This is a genomic window from Devosia sp., assembly GCF_965229025.1.
Taxonomy (GTDB): domain Bacteria; phylum Pseudomonadota; class Alphaproteobacteria; order Rhizobiales; family Devosiaceae; genus Devosia_A.
Genome location: NZ_OZ245853.1, coordinates 1,611,970 through 1,630,861 on the forward strand (window position 1 = coordinate 1,611,970; position 18,892 = coordinate 1,630,861).

General features: G+C 62.3%; 19 protein-coding genes and 2 tRNA genes. 8 read left to right on the forward strand and 13 right to left on the reverse strand.

Features of this window, described 5'->3' with window-relative positions:
- Positions 1–21: 21 nt before the first annotated feature.
- Positions 22–1,038 carry an amino acid ABC transporter substrate-binding protein gene (locus ACO06J_RS08010; RefSeq protein ID WP_421760177.1) on the reverse strand — a complete coding sequence of 339 codons (1,017 nt, stop codon included), beginning with the start codon at positions 1,036–1,038 and terminating at the stop codon, positions 22–24.
- A 216-nt stretch (positions 1,039–1,254) separates the two neighbouring features.
- Here ACO06J_RS08010 and metC point away from each other — a divergent pair, with 216 nt between their 5' ends.
- Positions 1,255–2,439, forward strand: coding sequence for a cystathionine beta-lyase (gene metC / locus ACO06J_RS08015; protein WP_421760178.1), 1,185 nt, complete (start codon positions 1,255–1,257; stop codon positions 2,437–2,439).
- On the opposite strand, the gene ACO06J_RS08020 is transcribed toward metC, so the two are convergent.
- A complete protein-coding gene (locus ACO06J_RS08020) occupies positions 2,436–3,185 on the reverse strand; it encodes a phosphatase PAP2 family protein (protein WP_421760179.1) in 750 nt (249 codons plus the stop codon). The two genes, metC and ACO06J_RS08020, sit on opposite strands and share 4 nt — an antisense overlap.
- A 105-nt stretch (positions 3,186–3,290) precedes the next feature.
- On the opposite strand from ACO06J_RS08020, the gene ACO06J_RS08025 reads away from it, so the two are divergent.
- The 3 genes from ACO06J_RS08025 to ACO06J_RS08035 all read left to right on the forward strand — a co-directional run bounded on the left by ACO06J_RS08025 (position 3,291) and on the right by ACO06J_RS08035 (position 4,722).
- Positions 3,291–3,367 (forward strand) — tRNA-Pro (locus ACO06J_RS08025).
- 112 nt (positions 3,368–3,479) lie between these two features.
- A complete protein-coding gene (locus tag ACO06J_RS08030) occupies positions 3,480–3,785 on the forward strand; it encodes an ETC complex I subunit (RefSeq protein WP_421760180.1) in 306 nt (101 codons plus the stop codon).
- A 16-nt stretch (positions 3,786–3,801) separates the two neighbouring features.
- The gene (locus ACO06J_RS08035; protein ID WP_421762470.1) at positions 3,802–4,722 is read left to right on the forward strand and encodes a TraB/GumN family protein; all 921 of its coding nucleotides are present in this window, start codon (positions 3,802–3,804) and stop codon (positions 4,720–4,722) included.
- Here ACO06J_RS08035 and ACO06J_RS08040 read toward each other — a convergent pair.
- From ACO06J_RS08040 to ACO06J_RS08080, 9 genes are all read right to left on the reverse strand, one after another.
- Positions 4,709–5,860 carry a Gfo/Idh/MocA family protein gene (locus ACO06J_RS08040; RefSeq protein ID WP_421760181.1) on the reverse strand — a complete coding sequence of 384 codons (1,152 nt, stop codon included), beginning with the start codon at positions 5,858–5,860 and terminating at the stop codon, positions 4,709–4,711. The genes ACO06J_RS08035 and ACO06J_RS08040 overlap by 14 nt on opposite strands.
- A 21-nt stretch (positions 5,861–5,881) precedes the next feature.
- Positions 5,882–6,934, reverse strand: a complete 1,053-nt coding sequence (locus tag ACO06J_RS08045; protein WP_421760182.1) for a sugar phosphate isomerase/epimerase family protein — start codon at positions 6,932–6,934, stop codon at positions 5,882–5,884.
- Between the two features lie 724 nt (positions 6,935–7,658).
- Positions 7,659–8,798 (reverse strand): Gfo/Idh/MocA family protein, encoded by a 1,140-nt coding sequence (locus tag ACO06J_RS08050; RefSeq protein WP_421760183.1) that lies wholly within the window; start codon positions 8,796–8,798, stop codon positions 7,659–7,661.
- A 6-nt stretch (positions 8,799–8,804) separates the two neighbouring features.
- On the reverse strand, positions 8,805–9,554 hold the full coding sequence (locus ACO06J_RS08055; RefSeq protein ID WP_421760184.1) for a sugar phosphate isomerase/epimerase family protein: 750 nt from the start codon (positions 9,552–9,554) through the stop codon (positions 8,805–8,807).
- Positions 9,555–9,601: 47 nt separating this feature from the next.
- On the reverse strand, positions 9,602–10,348 hold the full coding sequence (locus ACO06J_RS08060) for a sugar phosphate isomerase/epimerase family protein (protein ID WP_421760185.1): 747 nt from the start codon (positions 10,346–10,348) through the stop codon (positions 9,602–9,604).
- Between the two features lie 147 nt (positions 10,349–10,495).
- A complete protein-coding gene (locus tag ACO06J_RS08065; RefSeq protein WP_421760186.1) occupies positions 10,496–11,572 on the reverse strand; it encodes an ABC transporter ATP-binding protein in 1,077 nt (358 codons plus the stop codon).
- 2 nt (positions 11,573–11,574) lie between these two features.
- Positions 11,575–12,477, reverse strand: coding sequence for a carbohydrate ABC transporter permease (locus tag ACO06J_RS08070; RefSeq protein ID WP_421760187.1), 903 nt, complete (start codon positions 12,475–12,477; stop codon positions 11,575–11,577).
- On the reverse strand, positions 12,474–13,418 hold the full coding sequence (locus tag ACO06J_RS08075) for a carbohydrate ABC transporter permease (RefSeq protein WP_421760188.1): 945 nt from the start codon (positions 13,416–13,418) through the stop codon (positions 12,474–12,476). Before ACO06J_RS08075 ends, ACO06J_RS08070 begins: the two co-directional genes overlap by 4 nt.
- 90 nt (positions 13,419–13,508) lie before the next feature.
- Complete coding sequence (locus tag ACO06J_RS08080) at positions 13,509–14,753, reverse strand: ABC transporter substrate-binding protein (RefSeq protein ID WP_421760189.1); 1,245 nt, start codon at positions 14,751–14,753, stop codon at positions 13,509–13,511.
- Positions 14,754–14,945: 192 nt separating this feature from the next.
- Here ACO06J_RS08080 and ACO06J_RS08085 point away from each other — a divergent pair, with 192 nt between their 5' ends.
- The 3 genes from ACO06J_RS08085 to ACO06J_RS08095 all read left to right on the forward strand — a co-directional run bounded on the left by ACO06J_RS08085 (position 14,946) and on the right by ACO06J_RS08095 (position 16,985).
- Positions 14,946–16,007, forward strand: coding sequence for a LacI family DNA-binding transcriptional regulator (locus ACO06J_RS08085; protein ID WP_421760190.1), 1,062 nt, complete (start codon positions 14,946–14,948; stop codon positions 16,005–16,007).
- A gap of 55 nt (positions 16,008–16,062) precedes the next feature.
- A tRNA-Arg gene (locus tag ACO06J_RS08090) sits at positions 16,063–16,138 on the forward strand.
- Between the two features lie 55 nt (positions 16,139–16,193).
- The gene (locus ACO06J_RS08095) at positions 16,194–16,985 is read left to right on the forward strand and encodes an ElyC/SanA/YdcF family protein (protein WP_421760191.1); all 792 of its coding nucleotides are present in this window, start codon (positions 16,194–16,196) and stop codon (positions 16,983–16,985) included.
- A 10-nt stretch (positions 16,986–16,995) separates the two neighbouring features.
- On the opposite strand, the gene ACO06J_RS08100 is transcribed toward ACO06J_RS08095, so the two are convergent.
- The gene (locus ACO06J_RS08100; protein ID WP_421760192.1) at positions 16,996–17,448 is read right to left on the reverse strand and encodes a metalloregulator ArsR/SmtB family transcription factor; all 453 of its coding nucleotides are present in this window, start codon (positions 17,446–17,448) and stop codon (positions 16,996–16,998) included.
- 138 nt (positions 17,449–17,586) lie between these two features.
- Between ACO06J_RS08100 and trhA the strand changes: the two genes are divergently transcribed.
- Entirely contained in the window at positions 17,587–18,273 is a 687-nt protein-coding gene (gene trhA / locus ACO06J_RS08105) for a PAQR family membrane homeostasis protein TrhA (protein WP_421760193.1), read from the forward strand.
- A gap of 125 nt (positions 18,274–18,398) precedes the next feature.
- Here the strand turns inward: trhA and ACO06J_RS08110 are convergent, their stop codons facing one another.
- Positions 18,399–18,851 carry a DUF192 domain-containing protein gene (locus ACO06J_RS08110; RefSeq protein ID WP_421760194.1) on the reverse strand — a complete coding sequence of 151 codons (453 nt, stop codon included), beginning with the start codon at positions 18,849–18,851 and terminating at the stop codon, positions 18,399–18,401.
- Positions 18,852–18,892: the final 41 nt, after the last annotated feature.

The following is an 18,892-nucleotide window of genomic DNA, read 5'->3' on the forward strand; positions in this document are numbered from 1 at the left end:
TGCCGGGGTTGAGGTTGGGTTTTAGCGGATCGGCGGAGCGTACTGGATGCCGCCGTCCTTCCAGAGGGCGTTCAGGCCGCGAGCGAGCCCGATCGGGGTCGCCGGACCAACGTTGCGGTCGTACATTTCGCCGTAGTTACCAACGCCCTTGATGATCTGGAGCGCCCAGTCCTTGGTCAGGCCCATCGGGGTGCCGAAGTCGCCTTCAACGCCGAGCAGACGCTTGATTTCCGGATTGTCGGAACCGACCATTTCGTCGACGTTCGACTGGGTGACGCCCAGTTCTTCAGCGTCGAGCAGAGCGAAATAGGTCCAGCGAACGACGTTGAACCACTTGTCGTCACCCTGGGCGACGAGAGCAGCCAACGGCTCCTTGGAGATGATTTCCGGCAGAATGTCGTAATCGGCCGGGTTCGCAAATTCGCTGCGGTTGGCGGCGAGTTGCGAGGAGTCCGAGGTCATTGCGTCGCAACGGCCGTCTTCGAAGGCCTTCAGGACTTCGTCCTGACCAACGAAAGTCACCGGGGTGTATTCGAGCTTGTTGGCAGCGAAGTAGTCAGCTGCGTTGAGCTCGGTGGTGGTGCCCTGCTCGATGCAGAGGGAGGCGCCCGAGAGTTCGAGGGCGGACTTGATACCGGCCGCCTTCTTCACGAGGAAGCCCTGGCCATCATAGAAGATGGTGCCGACGAATTTGACGCCGAGATCGGTGTCACGGCTCATCGTCCAAGTGCTGGTACGTGCCAGAACGTCGACTTCGCCCGATGTCAGAGTCTGCCAACGGTTGGTCGAGGTGGTGGGCGTGAAGCGCACTGCCTTGGGGTCGTTGAAGATTGCCGACGCGACGGCGCGGCAGAAATCGACGTCGATGCCCGACCATTCATTATTGGCGTCCGGCTGCGAGAAGCCGGCGACACCTTCGGTTACGCCGCACTGCAGAAAGCCGCGTGCCTGCACGTCAGCGAGCTTGTCGGCGAATGCGCTGGTCGCTGTAAGAGCGAATGCAGCCATCGCAACAAGCCCGAGAAGTTTCTTTGCCATTGTTTGTGCCTTTGTTTCCTGACCCGATTTTTTTGCCGAACATAGGGTCGTAGCCCTGCCCGGCGGCACCTCCGCCTTTGATTGCGGGAGTGATGCTGGTATGCATCGAAGCGGCAATTACCGCTTGCGTCAAGCGTTATGGCCGAATTGGGGCAGCAAACCTGACTGTTTTTTGATCAGCTTCGCCCTCTGACTGGATTTTAAGCAGGACATCAAATGCTGAAAAACACAGGGCGCAGCGGGGCTTCCGCCTCGCCGGAAACCCTTCTGACCCACTCCGGAAGAAATAGTCAAAATCATCTGGGCTATGTGAATACTCCAGTTTTTCGCGGCTCGACCATCCTGTTTCAGGACCTCGATGCGCTTGAAGACTACACTGCTCCCTACCGCTACGGACGCAATGACAGCCCGACGTCCAAAGGTCTTGCAGACCTCGTGAGCGAACTTGAGGGCGCCGCCGGAACAGTTCTCGGCCCGTCGGGATTGTCTGCCGTGACCACTGCGTTGCTTTCGGTCCTTTCGGCTGGTGACGAGGTGCTGATAACCGACACCGCATACGACCCAACTCGCAATTTTGCGCGCGATGCGCTGTCGCGCTGGGGCATCTCGACGCGCTTTTACGATCCACGGATCGGCGCAGGTATTGCCGATCTGATCAGTGAAAAGACCAGGGCGATTTTTGTGGAAAGCCCGGGTTCGCTGACTTTCGAGGTGCAGGACCTGCCGGCGATTGCCGCAGTAGCGAAACCGCGCGGCATTGCTGTGCTGGTCGACAATTCCTGGGCGACGCCGCTCTATCATCAGCCGTTGGCCCTTGGCGCCGACATCGTCATCCATGCCGGGACGAAGATGTTCGTCGGTCACTCTGACACGATGCTGGGTACCGCTTCGGCAAACGAGGCCTATTGGCCAAAATTGCAGCAGACGCAGCGGCTGCTTGGAGTGACGGTATCGCCCGATGACTCGTTCCTCGCGGTACGTGGGATGCGCACACTTGCGATTCGCATGAAGGAGCATCAGGTCAGGGCACTGGACCTCGCGACCTGGCTGCAGGGGCAAGCGGGCGTGCTGGAGGTGTACCACCCTGCCCTTCCGAGCCATCCTGATCATACGATGTGGAAGCGTGACTTCACTGGCTCGGGCAGCCTGTTCGCGGTGCGGCTCAAGGCAGCGCCACGCACAGCGATCGAAGCGATGGTCAATGGCCTGACGTTGTTTGGCATGGGCTATTCGTGGGGCGGCTACGAAAGCCTGTTCCTGCCGATCAAGCCGGAGCGCACCCGTACGGCCGTGCCGTGGACCGCAGAGGGCAACATGTTCCGTGTGCATGTGGGTCTTGAGGACCCGGCAGACCTGAAGGCGGACCTGGCGGGCGGCCTCGCCCGGTATCTCGCGGTTTAGCGGGAAGCCTGCCGACGGCCGCGCACCAGCCTTGTGACCGCACTCAAAGGCCTGGGGCGGATGTGGCCGTCGGCTGCGCGCTTGAACGCCCAGCGGCGTTTGGCGAAGAGGTTGCGTATCCAGTAGGCGCCGAGCGTGCCCAGAATGGCGCCGGACAGGGCATCGGTCGGGTAATGTGCACCGACGATGACTCGGGACAGCACGATCCCGACTGAGAAGACCAGCATTACCGGGAAGGTCCGCGGCGACAGGAAGCTCACCACGAGGCAGAAGGCCATCGCCGTAGTGGAATGACCCGAGGGAAAGCTCTCGTACTTGGCGCTGTTGATAATCGGCTGGAACGCAAAGGTGCCCACCGTGTCCATCAGTTGCGGACGTGCACGCCCGATCAGGCTCTTGAGAAGGTTGCTGACGAGTCCCGGCAGTCCGACGCCAAGCAGGATGAAGCCAAAGGTGGCGGCCATCTGCTTGAGGGCGAGACGGGCGGTCCACTTGTTGCCAACGCGTGCCAGCAGCGTGCAGACCAGCCAGAACGTCAGGGACGGGTAAAGAATCCAGCCCGACTCGCCGAAATCGGTGAGCCACTCGAAAAACCGGATGACGGGCGCCGGCAAGGCCTGGGCGAGTCGCGAGAGCGGCGCATCCACCCACCAGAGCGCAAAGAGCAGCAAAATGACGGCTGCGAGCGCGGGAAATGCTGTGCGGCGGTTGAGGCCGAAGGGCCAGGGCTTGGTCAGGTCGAGCATGGGCTTGTTTTGGGTGGATTTGCAGCGATCCGTCAACAGCGCCGCGTTCGCTCTCCAGCAGCCTTGCGCTTTGAGCCAAGTGTCGATAACGGAGTACCGCACGTTCGGGGTATAGCTCAGTCTGGTAGAGCACCGGTTTTGGGAACCGGGGGTCGAGTGTTCGAATCACTCTGCCCCGACCATGTGCACCCCCTCGCCCGTTTTTGCGGTGGGGTTTGCGCTGCGGTTGATTTTTCGCGTGATCGCTTGGCAAAAGTCTCATAGCTTTTGCGCACACGCTCCGACGAGGCACTCATGACGGCACGTATCTTCCGCCCTGCACCGAACGCGATGCAGTCCGGCCGCGGTAAATCCAAGGATTGGGTACTGGTCCATGAGCCGGCAACTCCTCGCGAGATTGAACCCCTGATGGGTTATACCTCGAGTTCGGATACGCGGGCACAAGTGCGCCTGACATTCGAGACGCTGGAAGAAGCCGAGGCCTACGCCCAGAAGAACGGGCTCGCTTATATCGTGCAGCCGGCGCACCAGTCGACGCCGAAGCGGTCGAACTATTCGGACAATTTCCGGTCGGATCGCAAGACGCCCTGGACGCACTAAGGCGATGGCGGTGAACATGCTTCGCCGCCTGACGCTCGCCTCGATCCTTGCGCTGCAGCTTGCTGTTCCGGCACTGGCTGCTCCCGCGATGTGGAAGGTTTCCGACGCGGACAGCGAGGTTTACCTCTTCGGCTCCATCCACGTTTTCTCCCATCAGGTCGATTGGCGCACGCCGCAGTTCGATGATGTGCTGGCGCAGGCGGACCACGTTTATTTCGAGCTCGTGCTCGACATCCAGGCCTATTCGACGATCGCCCAGCTGATGCTCCTCGACGGGCGGATTCGCGACGGCAGTACGCTGTGGGATCTGCTGGGACCGGAGCGTACCGAAATCTTCAAGGCTGCGGTCGAGGGTGCCGGCACGCCGGCGGCGACGTTCGAGCGGATGCAGCCCTGGATGGCGGAGATCATGCTGAGCGGCGGTTCAATCTCTGGCATGAAGGCCGGGGTGGAATTGGTTCTGGATGCCGAGGTTGAGGCGGAGCGGAAACGCGGGTTCGAGAACATGGACGAGCAGATGAAGATTTTCTCCGGGCTTCCGCTCGACGAGCAGATCGACAACCTGATGGAGTCGGTCAGCCAAGTGGGGGCTGGGGCCGGCGACCAGATCGAGCAGTTGACCAGCGCATGGCTGGCGGGGGACGTCGTCGCCCTGCAGGCCATTCTTGATGACGGGCTGGGTGGGGTGGACAGCCCGCGCTACAGCCGGCTGCTCACCGAGCGCAACAGCCGCTGGGTGGGGCAGATCGAGAAAATTCTCGCCGACAATGACGAGGCGCTGATCGTCGTTGGGGCCGGGCATCTTGTCGGGCCGGTCGGGGTACCCACGCTCCTTGCGGCGCGTGGGTATAAGGTGGAGCGGGTGGATTACCCGGTCTCTGAACCGCAGCCGCCGCGGCTGGATCCGCGGGCGCCGGAGCCGGTCAGACCTCGCTGAACTTGGTCCACTTGCCGTCGTTCTTCGAGGAGGCGACGGAGGCCATGATGAACTCGATGCCTTCAACGCCATCGGCGAGGCTCGGCAGCAGGCCGGCCACGGCTTTGCCCTCGCCGCGGATGACCTGGGCGAACTGGCTGTAGAGCGTGGCGAAGGCTTCGAGATAGCCCTCCGGATGGCCGCCCGGGATACGGACGTTCATCGAGGCGGCGGGCGGAGCGGAGATGGCGCCGCCGCGGGTCAGCAACTGGCGCGGCTTGCCGAATTCGGTGAACCACATGTAGTTCGGGTTCTCCTGGCTCCACTCGAGCCCGGCCTTGTCGCCATAGACACGTAGCTGCAGGCCGTTTTCTTTGCCGACCGCGACCTGGCTGGCCCAGAGCATGCCACGGGCGCCGCCCTGGAAGCGGAGCAGGATGTGGACGTTGTCGTCGACCTTGCGGCCCTTGACGAAGCTCTGAAGGTCCGCGCTCACCGCCTCGGTCTTCAGGCCGGTGACGAAGCGTAGGAGGTTATAGGCGTGGGTGCCGATATCGCCGATGGCGCCGCCGGCGCCGGAGCGTTTCGGATCGGTGCGCCATGAGGCCTGCTTGTTGCCAGGATCGGCGGCATTAGTCAGCCAGTCCTGCGCATATTCGGCCTGGACGACGCGGATCTTGCCGAGTGCGCCGGACGCCACCAGTTCACGGGCCTGACGGATCAGCGGATAGCCGGTATAGTTGTGGGTGAGGAGGAACTTCGCGCCCTTTTTGGGCTTGATCGCGGCGAGCGCACGGGCATCTTCGATGGTCGAAGTCAGCGGCTTGTCGCAGATGACGTGGATGCCGGCTTCGAGGAAGGCCTTGGCCGGACCGAAATGGACGTGGTTTGGCGTGACGATCGAGACCGCCTGGATGCCGTCCTTGCGGGCGGATTCCTTGGCCGCCATTTCCTCATAGGAGGTGTAGATGCGGTCCTCAGCGAGGCCGAGGTTCTTGCCGGACTCGAGAGCGGTCGCCGCGTTGGAGGACAATGCTCCCGCGACGAGGTCGTAGTCGCCATCGATGCGGGCGGCGATGCGGTGCACGTAGCCGATGAAGGCGCCGGTGCCGCCGCCGACCATGCCCAGACGAATGCGCGGTGCGCCATTTTCTGCCATTTTAGTTCTCCTCTCGCCTGCTCAGAGCCCAAGAATCTTGCGGTTGGCCGCAGTATCGGTGCCCGACGACGCGAAGTCGTCAAAGGCCTTCTCGGTGACGTTGATGATGTGGCTCTGGATGAAGGGCGCACCCTCAGCTGCCCCCTGCTCCGCGGACTTGATGGCGCATTCCCATTCGAGCACGGCCCAGCCGTCAAAGCCGTAGGCGCTGAGCTTTGAGAAGATGCCGGCGAAATCGACCTGGCCATCGCCGGGCGAGCGGAAGCGCCCTGCCCGGTTCACCCAGGACTGGAAGCCGCCGTAGACGCCCTGCTTGCCGGTCGGATTGAACTCGGCGTCCTTGACGTGGAACATGCGGATGCGGTCGTGGTAGAAATCGATGTACTGCAGGTAGTCGAGCTGCTGCAGAACGAAGTGGCTCGGATCGTAGAGAAGGTTGGCGCGCGGGTGGTTCTTCACGCGTTCGAGGAACATCTCGTAGGTGACGCCATCGTGCAGATCTTCCGACGGATGGATCTCATAGCAGACATCGATGCCCTGCTTGTCGAACTCGTTGAGGATCGGCGTCCAGCGGCGGGCAAGCTCATCGAAGGCTTCTTCGACAAGGCCTGCCGGGCGCTGCGGGAACGGGTAGAGAAAGGGCCAGGCGAGCGCGCCGGAGAAGGTGGCATGGGCCTTGAGGCCGAGGTTCTTGGAAGCGGCCGCGCAGTGCATGACGTGCTGCACCGCCCACTCCTGCCGGGCCTTGGGATTGCCGCGCACGGCGGGGATGGCAAAGCCGTCGGACAGCGTGTCGTATGCCGGATGCACGGCGACCAACTGGCCAATGATGTGGCTGGCGAGCTCGGTGATCTCGAGGCCGTGGCTGTTGACGGTGCCCTTCACTTCATCAGCGTAGGTCTTTGACTTGGCTGCCTTTTCGACATCGACGAAATGGGAGACCCAGGTCGGGATCTGGACGCCCTTGTAGCCGAGGTCGGCGGCCCACTTGCAGATGTTGTCGAGGGTATCGAACGGTGCTTTGTCGCCCGCAAACTGGGCGAGGAAGATCGCCGGTCCCTTGATGGTGCGCATGAAAAGTCCTCCCTTTAGCCGTCTCAGGCGGCTGATTGTGCACGTACCTCAGTCGACCTGCCCAGTGGCATCTCTCGCAAAACTCTTGCTGCTGTGATGCTGGTTGGCCGCTGACATGTCAGAGGCTTACCTTGCCGCTTGGCCCTGAACTGTCAAGGCATTGGAGGGGTGGGAAGCAGAAGATGTGCAAAGGTGCCCGACTGGCTCGCGCCCTCGGGATTTGGTGGTGGACGGGTTCCGGCGTGGCGATTGCCGACGCGGGTAGTCCGCAATTTGTATGGCCGTCGCCACGCCGGAACCATCAGGGTCTTGGTGAGACCTCCAGCTTCGGGGAGCGTACTGGCAAGCACTCATCACGACTTGTTACCAAGACGGATCCTGACTTGTCGGTCGGTTGCCAAAACCTTCAGCCCGCCAGGAAACGACTTCCCTGGCCCCTGATCTCCCCACCGTCCGTTCGTCGCGACCGCGTCCATGCAGGGAGTGAGGGAACTATACACCGGGTGGAGAAGGCGGGGATAAGTGGTGCCAAGTCACTGACAGCGAACGCAAACTCGATGTCATCCCTGCGTAAGCAGGGACCGAAGTATCCCGGGCGCAAGCGGCGAGTTGGGTCCCTGCTTTCGCAGGGGTGACGTGCGGTGCCAGAGGTGTGCCCCCTCCCCTGCGAAAGCAAAAGGCCCGGGTTTGGCCCGGGCCTTCAAGTTCGTTGCGATGCTTCCGCTTACTTCAGCAGGGCGCGGGCTTCGTCGGGGCCGAGGGCGGCGGGGCGGTCGCAGGTGGTGGAGAGCGTGATCACCTGTCCGGTCTCGCCCGCCTTGAGGATCGAGGTCATGACGTCGATGGCGTGAAGCGCCACATCGATGTCGCAACGGGCCTTCTTGCCGGTTTCGATCGAGTCCATCATGTCCGCGAGGCCCGCATTGCGGTAATTGGCGCGCGGGTTGGGCTTGTCGAGATCCTGGTTGGCGACGCCCAGCGGATGATCCCACGGGGTGACCTTTTCCTTGTCGCCGGCGCGATTGGTGGTGACCAGGTCGCCGTTGAAGAAGTTGGGGTCAGGCACATAGAGCGAGCCTTCTGTACCGTAGAGCTCGATATTGTGGTGGCCATGGCTCGACACGTCCCAGCTGGCGCCGAGGGTGACGATGGCGCCGTTGTGGAATTCCAATACGGCGTGGATGGTGGTGGGCGTGCCGACCTTGACCTTGGTGCCTTTGAACGGGCCTTCGGCGGTGACTTCACGCTCAGTGCGGGCCATGCCGGTGAAGGCGGTGACGCGCTTTATCGGGCCGATGAGGCTGATCAGGTCAGTGATGTAGTACGGGCCCATATCGAGGATGGGGCCGCCGCCGACCTGGAAGAAGAAATCCGGGTTGGGGTGCCAGTGCTCCATGCCGCGGCTCATGATGTGCATGGTGCCCGACGCGATGCGGCCGATCTTGCCGGAATCGATGATCGAGCGGGCCTGTTGGTGCGCGCCGCCGAGGAAGGTATCAGGAGCGGAGCCGACTTTGAGCTTGCGCTCATCGGCCTGCTTCTTGATGGCCTTGCCCTCTTCGACGCTGAGGACGAACGGCTTTTCCGAATACGCGTGCTTGCCGGCCGACAGGATATCGGTGGTGACCTGGTAGTGGGTCGCCGGGATCGTCAGGTTGACGATGACATCGAGCTCGGAGTTCTTCAGCAGTTCGTCCGGCGTCTGGGCCCGGACGTTGAACTCGGCGGCGCGCTTTTCAGCGGCGGCCGGGACGATGTCCGCGACGGCGCGGACTTCGAGGTTCTTGAACAGCGGGGCGAGGCGAAGATAGGCGGCAGAGATATTGCCGGCACCCATGATGCCGACGCCATAGGTTTTTGCCATTTTAGCTTAGGCTCCGAGGGCTTTGATGGTGGCGATCGCGCGTGACGCGAAGCGATCGATGTCGTTGGGATTGTCGTGCTCGGCGATGAAGTAGCCGGCGCGGGTCTTGGTGCGGATGATCGGCCAGAGCGCCTTCCACGGCACAGTGCCATGACCGGCATCGGCCCAGCCACCTTCGTCCTCGGCGGTCCCTGCAGGGGCGAGGTCCTTCACATGGATGGCGATGATGCGCTGGCCATTGGCCTCAAGCCACTTGGCCGGATCGGCGTTGCCGCGGACGATCCAGGCGACGTCGGCTTCGCAATCGACAGCCGGAGCCGCCTCAAGCAGGTAGTCCATGCCGTAGCGGCCGTTGTAGCTGACGAACTCGAAATCGTGGTTGTGATAACCGAAGCCAAGGCCGGCATCCTGGAAGGGCTTACCGATCTTCTGCAGCTTTTCGCCAAACGACGTCCAGCCTTCAGCAGACGTCGGGCGCTGCTCGGGGGCGAGCCAGGGGCAGACGACGACCTTGATGCCGAGGGTTTCGGCAAGCTTCAGGGTCTTCTTCGTATCCTCAAGATCGCCCAGCGAGATGTGGGCGGTCGGCATGGTGAGGCCATTCTGGTCGAGCAGAGCCTTCAGCGCCGCCGGGTCGGGGTTGGCGTAGAGCGCGCCATAGCCTTCGACCTGCGTGTAGCCAAGCGCGGCCACTTTCTTCAGTACATCCGCCAGCGAGTAATTGCGGGCGCTGTAAAGCTGGAAACCGATATCCATATGAAAACTCCTCCGAGTAAATTCGCGGCTGATTGGTCGAGGCCGGGTTACTTCCAGGCCTGAACCGCTGCCAGCGAGCGGCTGGCGAAGCGGTCGATGTCGGCCGGGTTGTCATGTTCCATCACCCAATAGCGGGCATTGGTGTGCGTTTTTATGGCGGTAGACAGCGCCTGCCAGTCGAGGGTACCGTGACCGACATCGGCCCAGCCATCCTCATTGAGGTTCTGGCCGGCCGGGGCGAGGTCCTTGACGTGCACGGCGTTGATGCGCGGGCCGTATTTCTTGATCCAGGCGATGGGATCCTGGCCGCCCTTCACCACCCAGGCGACGTCCATTTCCCACTCGTTGTTGCCGGCGGTCTCCAGCAGCACGTCCATGGGCAGCTTGCCGTTGGAGAGCGGGCTGAACTCGAAATCGTGGTTGTGCCAGCCAAAGCCGAAGCCGCGCTTGCGGAAGGCCTCACCGAGTTTGGCAAGGGTTTCACCGAGTTCGATCCACTTGGCCTCGTCCTGAACGCGGTCTTCCTTGGGGATCGCCGGGCAGTAGAGGAACTTCATGCCGAGCGTTTCGGCAGTCTTCAGCGCCGCGTCGGTGTCCTTGAGCTGGGTGAGGCCAAAATGGCCGGTGGGCATGGTGAGCCCGTGCTGCTTGAGGCTCGCCGCGAGGCTATCGGCCTCGGCGTATAGACCGCCGAAGCCTTCCACCTGCCGGTAGCCGAGTTTGGCAATGCGAGCGAGGACGCCATCGAGCGGCGGGAAGTTGCGTGCGCTGTAGAGCTGGAAGGAAAAATCCATGAAAACCTGCCTCAAGAGTACGACCACAGCCCGCCCCGGCATTTTGCACCGAGGCGGGGCGTTGCGATCGGCAGTAGTGACTAGATCATTTCACGGTTTGGTTGAAACACTGAAATGATCCGGGTCCCCGGCAAATGCCGGAGGATGCTACATGCGTTCGCCGCTGGCGGCGTTGAAGACCGAACCGCGGCCCGGATCGAAGCCGATCAGCACCTTCTGGCCGGGCGACAGCTGCACTTCGGCGGCGGCGCGGAAGGTCAGCGACTGGCTGGCGATCTTGGTCCAGGCGATGGTGTCCGATCCCATCGGTTCGACGATTTCGATTTCGCTCTCGATCTGAACCGGCATGTTGCGCGCCTCGTCGCCGAGCACGATATGCTCGGGGCGGACGCCCAGGACGACATCGCCATTGGCCTGGGCCACGAACGGATAGTTGGCAAGCGGGATGTTGGCTTCGCCATCGACGCTGAGCGTGGTGCCGTCGAGCTTGCCCTTGATGAAGTTCATCGAGGGGGAGCCGATGAAGCCGGCGACGAACAGGTTGACCGGCTTGTTATAGATGGTGTGCGGATCGGCCAGCTGCTGGATCACGCCGTTCTTCATGATGGCGATGCGATCGGCGAGGGTCATGGCCTCGATCTGATCGTGGGTCACGTAGATCATGGTGTTCTTGAGCCGCGCATGGAGGCGCTTGATCTCGACGCGGAGATCGGAGCGGAGCTTGGCGTCAAGGTTGGAAAGCGGCTCATCGAACAGGAACACGTCGACGTCCCGCACCAGGGCGCGGCCGATGGCGACGCGCTGGCGCTGGCCGCCGGAGAGCTCCACCGGCTTGCGCTTCAAGAGCGGTTCGATCTGCAGGATTTCCGAGGCGCGCTTCACGCGGGCTTCGATCTGATCCTTTGGCATGCCGGCGACGCGGAGGCCGAAGCTGAGGTTCCGTTCGACCGTCATCTGCGGATAGAGCGCGTAGGACTGGAACACCATACCGATGCCGCGGTCCTTGGGCTCATCCCAGGTGACGTTGCGGCCTGAGATGAAGATCTGGCCGTCGGTGACGTCGAGCAGGCCGGCGATGCAGCTCAAGAGGGTGGACTTGCCGCAACCCGATGGCCCGAGCAGGACGACGAACTCGCCCTCCTCGATCTGGATGTTGAGGCTCTCGAGTACCTTGACCGATCCGTATGCAACGGACAGGTCCTTGATTTCTACGCTGTAGGTCATGATTACCCCTTAACCGCGCCCGCTGCGATGCCGCGTACGAACCACTTGCCGGACACGAAATACACAATGAGCGGCACCGCGCCGGTAAGAACCGTCGCTGCCATGTTGGTGCTGTATTCGACCGTTCCGGTCGAGGTGCGCACGATGTTGTTGAGCTGGACGGTCATCGGCAGATTGTCATGGCCAGCAAAGACCAGACCGAAGATGAAGTCGTTCCAGATGCCGGTGACCTGCAGGATGACCGCGACGATGGTGATCGGCACGGACATGGGCAGCATGATCGATATGAAAATGCGCCAGAACCCTGCCCCATCGACACGTGCTGCCTTGAACAGTTCGATCGGCAGGGAGCCGAAGAAATTGCGGAACAGCAGCGTCAGGATCGGGAGGCCGAAGATGGTGTGGACGATGACGATGCCCGGCAGGGTGCCGAACAGGCCGACGCGGCTCAGCCCGAAAATGATCGGGTAGACCAGCACCTGGTACGGCACGAACGCGCCGAACAGCAGGATGGTGAAGAACACTTCCGAGCCGCGATACTTCCAGAAGCTCAGCGAGTAGCCGCTGAGCATGGCGACGATGATCGAGATCGGCACAGAGATGACGGTGATCTTGACCGAGTTGAAAAAACCTGGCGCGAGGCCGAAGCAATCACGGCCGGTGCAGGCGCTGCTCCAGGCCTTGACCCAGTAATCGAAGGTCGGCTCCGTCGGCAGGGCGAAAATGTTGCCACCGCGGATCTCGTTCATCGATTTCATGGAGGTCATCAGCATGACCCCGAGCGGGATCAAAAAGAAGATCGCCGCGATGATAAGGAAGGCATAGATGCCGATGCGACCGGCGGTGACATGGCGGGGTTTTGGGCCGCGAGGAACTACCGCGACGGTGCTTGCGAGAGAGGTCATACGTTGGCTCCCTTGCGCTTGGCGGCGGCACGCAGGCCGACCTGCAGCAAGATAAGGGTGAGGATTGGGAGCAGCATGCAGACCGCAGCCGCCATGCCGTGCCCGACGTTGCGGGCGTTGATGCTATCGATGACGTAGGTGGCGGGCATCTGCGTGGCGATGCCGGGACCGCCGCCGGTCATAGCGATGACGATATCGAAGGTGCGGACGGCACCGACGGTGAGAAGCACCAGGGCGGTGGCGATTGAGCCGCGCATCATCGGGATGACAATCGACACGTAGGTGCGCCAGGCGGGAATGCCATCGACGCGGGCCGCCTTCCAGATTTCGTCATCGACGCCGCGGAGGCCTGCGAGCAGGATTGCCATGGTGACGCCGACGCCGTTCCAGACTGCGGCGATGACCATGCCGATCAGCGCCGTGTTGCCATCGGCGAGCGGCGCGAAGGTGAAATCGGGGAAGCCCCAGCTGCGCACGGCAGCCTGCAGGCCCCAGATCGGATCCAGCATGAGATTCCAGACCAGGCCGGTGATCACCGCCGAGAGCGCGAAGGGATAGAGGAAGATAGTGCGGAACGTGTCCTCGCCCCGGATGCGCTGATCCATGGCGACCGCGAGCAGGAAGCCCAGCACCATGCTGATTCCGATGAGGCCGAAGCCGTAGAACCAGATGTGCTTGACGGACTCGACCCAGCGCGGGGTGGACCAGAGACGGTCATACTGCATCCAGCCGACGAAATTGAACGTGGGGAACAGTTTGGAGTTGGTGAAAGAAAGCACCACGGTGAACGCGATGCCGATGACGAAAACCCCGATGGCCACGGCTGCCATGGGCAAAGTGCCAATTACGGACGGCCAGCGCCCCAGGAAACGGCGGAACATGGCCCGCGACTTGACCCTAGCGGCCTCCGACCGCTCGTCGTGCGTCAAAACGCTCGTCACGCGATATCACCCCTAATCTGTTCGGAAAGGTATTAAGCGCCGAAACGGCGGAAAACGGTAGCCCGGTTGCCCGGGCTACCGCTTCACTTATCAGTCGGCGTTCTTGATCAGATCGACGAACTGGGCCTGCGCTGCTTCCGGAGTGGTGGCAGCGTTGTAGATCAGGTCGGAGAAGATAGCGTTCTGGGCAGTGGTGAACGCTTCGTTACGCCACTGGTTGGCGTCGGGGACAACCGAACCAGGCTGCTTCAGAACGCCGATGGCCTTCTTCATGCAGTCATTGGCGAGCGACATATCGACGTCGTCACGCACGGGAGCCGAGCCCTTGGCGTTGTTGAACAGCGCCTGGGTGCGGGGGTTGACCATCAGCGAAGCGAGCGAGAGCTGCGCGCGTTCGACTTCAGCGTCCTTCTGCTTGAAGAACACGAAGATGTCGCCACCGGTGCGAACATACTTTGCATCGGGAACCAGAGGCCCGAGCAAGCATGCGTAATCGACGCCCGGCTTCTGACCAGCAACCTGGAACTCGCCCTGAGCCCAGTCACCCATGACCTGCAGTGCCGCGTCGCCCTTGATGACGAGAGCAGCGGTATCAGCCCAAGAACGGTTCGGCGAACCGGAGTCGGCATAGCTGCCGAGGGTCTTGAGGGTCTGGAAGGCCTTCAGGACTTCCGGGCCACCGGCCAGAGCGACGTCCTTGTCTTTCCAGATCTTCTCGACGGTCTCGGCACCCAGCTGAGCAAGAATGAGCTGGTTCGCGAGCAGCGAGATCTGCCAGCCACCACCATCACCACCAACGGCGAAGGGGATGACGCCAGCGTCCTTCAGCTTGGGCAGGTCAGCAAGATATTCGTCCCAGGTCGAGGGAACATCGAGGCTGGCCTTCTTGAAGGCAGCGACCGAAGCCCAGGCCCAGTTCTGCATGTGGATGTTGACGGGGACGCACCACCACTTGCCGTCGATCTTGCACGGCGCCTTGATCTGGTCGGGACGGATGAAGTTGTCCCAGCCTTCCTTCTCGGCCAGCGGCGTGAGGTCGAGCAGCAGGCCGGCAGCGATCAGGTCTTCGTACTGACGGCCAGGGTTGAACTGTGCGGCATCCGGGGGATCGCCGCCTAGAGCGCGCTGCATGATGGTGGCGCGAGCGGTTTCGCCAAGCGCGATTGCACCGTCAACCCAGTGATCGCCAGTCTTGTCGAATTCGTCGGCGAACACTTTCACGGCAGCCTGCTCGCCGCCTGACGTCCACCAGTGAACAACTTCAACGTCAGCCGCAAAAGCAGACGTAGAACAGAGCATCGCGGCCGCGAAAGCGGCCGTCGTAAAGAGCTTCATAATGTAGTCCTCCCATATTCGTCCCGGCACGACGCCGGGAACGAAAATTCGCTTGTCGCTCCTGAGACCCCTAGGGGCCCCATCACCTTCGACAGCTACTACTTTGGTACACCACCGCAGAAAATAGTCAATGTAATCGATTGCAGATTCTTGCACCGATGTGTTCTCACTTGCGCTATGTCTGCATAGGCATTGCAGTCGGCGACCGTGAGGGGGCGGTTCAAGACGATGATCACACCCAGAAAAGCTCCTACGATTCAGGATGTTGCACGGCAGGCCGGGGTATCCGCAGCAACCGTTAGCCGCGTGCTGAGCGCCCCTGGCCGGGTGAGTGAATCCACACGCGACCGGGTACATCAGGCAGTTCGGGAGACCGGCTACACGATCAACCAGGCAGCGCGTTCACTGCGGCAACGAACCGCGCGAGCCCTGCTGCTCGTGGTGCCGGACCTGGGCAATGCGTTTTATTCAACCATCGTGGATGCGGTGATCCGCGAGGCGGCGGTGAGCAATTACAGCGTGACGGTGGCAACGAGTATTGCTGACGATCCCAACCGGTGGATTGGCGACTACCTACTTTCCAGCCGGGCGGACGGGATGTTGCTGTTCGACGGCTCTCTTGAGACGAACAGGCTGCACGGGCTCGACGGCGAAGGCACCTTGCCCCTGGTGGCTGCCTATGACGAAATCCCGGATGAAAAGATCAACTCGGTGATTACTGACAACCGGTTGGCTGCAATGCGCGCTGTGCGGCATCTGGTTGAATTCGGGCACCGGGATATCGGGCATATCATCGGCCCCTCGCGGAATGCCAATCGCAACGAGCGGCACCTGGGCTTTCTCGCGGCGATGGCGGAGGCCGGGCTGCCGGTGCTGGACGAGTGGGTCTATCAGGGCGACTACCGGGTGACCTCTGCCGAGGCGGCGGCAGAGTATTTTTTGACCGCACCGAAATTGCCGACGGCCGTTTTCGCAGCCAATGACGAGATGGCTTTGGGCCTGATCCATCGGCTGCGCCAGAATGGCGTAGACTGTCCGCGGGACATTTCGGTCATCGGTTTCGACGACATCCCCATGTCGCCATACATGACGCCGCCTTTGACCACGATGCGGCAACCGCGCCAGCAGATCGGCGAGGTGGCGACGCGGGCGTTGATCAACATCATCGAGGGCAACTCGCTTGCCGACGCCCCAGTGCACATCGTGCTCAAGGCCGAACTGGTGGTGCGCGAGAGCACACGACGGATCAACTGATGTTCGGACGCACAAGACCTGACAAGCCGCGCCGATTGCGCTACACCGCGCCCACGGCCTCGTAGCTCAGGGGATAGAGCAGCAGCCTTCTAAGCTGTTGGTCGGAGGTTCGAATCCTCCCGAGGTCGCCATTGCGGCGCACTGCCCCGCGTTCGGCGCGATCGTTTTTGTGCATGGTGGTGCCCGATGTTCCCTTATCTCACCAAGCTGTTCTGGGTTCTGTTCAGCCCGCTGTCGGTGATCGTGATCCTGCTGGTGGCAGGGTTTGCGTTGAGCTTTTCGCGGTTTCGGCGGCTGTCGCGCTCGCTCACGGGATTGGCGATCGTACTGCTGTTCGCCGTATGCGCGACCAATGTAGGCGCGCTGGCGATCCGGCCGCTGGAGCGACAGTTTCCAATCGTGGGGGAGCCGGCGCAGATTGCAGGCATCGTCGTGCTGGGCGGCGGCATGGATAGCGATCTAAATGGTGCCAATCGCGGCTGGGAACTGAACCAGTTTGGCGATCGATTCGTCGAAGCGCTGCGACTGGCTCTGCGGCACCCCGAGGCCAAGCTGCTAATCGCGGGCGGGATCGGTATCCTGTCGGAGACGAAAGAGACCGAGGCCGCGGCCGGGGCGCGCTTTTTCGAGGCGTTTGGCATTGACCGGAGCCGGCTGCTGCTCGACGACCGATCGCGCAACACCGAAGAGAATGCGGCGTTTTCTCTAGACTTGGCCAGACCGCAACCGGGCGAGACCTGGGTGCTGGTGACCTCGGCCTTCCATATGCCGCGCGCCATGGGACTGTTCCGGCGCGCCGGATTCGATGTGCTGCCGTGGCCTACCGATTATTTCACGGCGGGCGACGCTTGGCTGGCCTTCAGGCCGGGATCGGCCAGCGACAACCTGGCGGTGGCGAGCGTGGCGGCGCGCGAGTGGGCGGGACTGGTGGGGTATTACCTCAGCGGGAAGATCGACCAGATCCTGCCGGGGCCGTGAGAGTCCCGATCTATAGGTCGAACGAGAGCTGCGGCGGGGCGGACGCAGCCTGAGGAACTGGCGCAGGCGCTAACTTGCGGGCGAGCTTTGGCGCCAGCTTCGGTAGTGGAGCGATCGCTTCCGGAATGACGGCCGGGGCGTTGGCGACCGCCGGGACGACGTTGACGGGAGCCCGCTTTGGCGTCTTCTCCGGCTTATCGGGTTTGGCGCGGTGTTTTTCGAGCCAATCCATCGCTGGCTTCAACCGACTGCGCTGCAGGGCGTAGACGTTCTCGCGGCCACGCTTTTCTTCCTTCACCAGGTCAGCCTCCTTGAGGACTTTGAGGTGGCGGGAGATGGCGGGGCGGGAGATCGAGAAGGCGGCCGCCAGTTCGTGCACCGGGCGGGATTTGGCGCTCAGCAGTTCGATGACGCGCAACCGGGTGGGATCGGCAAGCGCGGCAAACTGATCGACCGGGGACATAACGCATTCTCTACAAAGGGTTCCGGCGCACAGTTGTAACAACGGCGTTACCTGTCAAGCCGTCGGGCGCCGTGGCGCTTGACTGTGACAGTCAGATGACGGGAATGTCACGGCTTGTTCACAGAAAAGGTGTGCCGCGTGCCCGCAGACATGGTGATTGCCCGCAGTTGGTGGACCAGGGGACGGCCGTTTACGCTCGCCGAACTGGTGGCCGATGGCGTGGTGCATGGCATCGGCATTGCGGCGACGCTGGTGCTTGGCGCGCTGCTATTGCGCTGGGCGGGCCCGACGGCGTCGGTGCCGGAAATGGTGGCGCTGATCACCTACCTTACGACATTGCTGGCGGTGCTGGCGATCTCGATGGCGTTCAATCTCTGCCCGATCACCTCGCGGTGGAAGCGGCCGCTGGCGCGGCTCGACCAGGCGGCGATCTTCCTCTTGATCGCGGGGACCTATTCGCCGTTCCTGGTATTTCTGGGCCCTACCCCGCTCAATATCGGGCTCGGCGTCGTGATCTGGACAGCGGCGCTGACCGGCGTGGCGCTGAAGCTGACTGTGCCGCACCGATTCGGACGTGGCGCGCTGGCGCTGTATCTGGCGATCGGCTGGAGCGGCGTGCTGATCCTGCCGGCGCTCGCCATGCACCTGCCACCGATGGCGCTGTGGCTGCTGATCGGCGGCGGGCTGACTTACAGCGTGGGGGTGATTTTCCACATTTGGGAAAAGCTGAATTTTCACAATGCGGTGTGGCATGGCTTCGTGGTCGTGGCGTCGTGCCTACAACTGGTTTCTATGCTCGACGTGATGGTGCTGAGCCGGGTCTGAGGCGCGTGTCGTTTTCTGGAATGGGGCTCATCACCCCCACCCAGCTTCGCTAAGGGCCTGATGGCCCAAGCTGCGCTACCCTCCCCGCGACGGGGAGGACTGCGCGGCTGGTGCGGACCTAAAGATTACTTTGCACCGGTGATCCGGTCGTGGACTACGGTGTCACCGGCGGCGATACCGAGTTCGACCGAACGGCCGCCGGGGATCTCGAGGACGAACTCCACCGGACCATCCGACGGGATCGAGGTCGGATCCTGTGGGCGGGCGTTGACGTGGATGTTGGCGACCTTGCCCTCATGCGTGACGAACAGCATGTCGAGCGGGATCAGGGTGTTCTGCATCCAGAATGAAACCGGCCGGATTTCGTGAAAATCAAACAGCATGCCTGCATCTGGGGCGAGCGCGGTGCGGAACATCAGGCCCTTGGCCCGTCCTGACGGCGTATCGACCACTTCGACGGTGAAGGGGTGATCGCCGTTAGCGGACTTGATCACCAGATGGCTGTCATCAGCGCAGGCGGCCAGCGGAAGGATGAGGAGCAGCAGCAGGGCGCTGGCTGTGGTCTTGAGGAGGTGCATGCGGCGCTTTCGCCCGGTTGGTGGTGGCCGAACGATAGCGC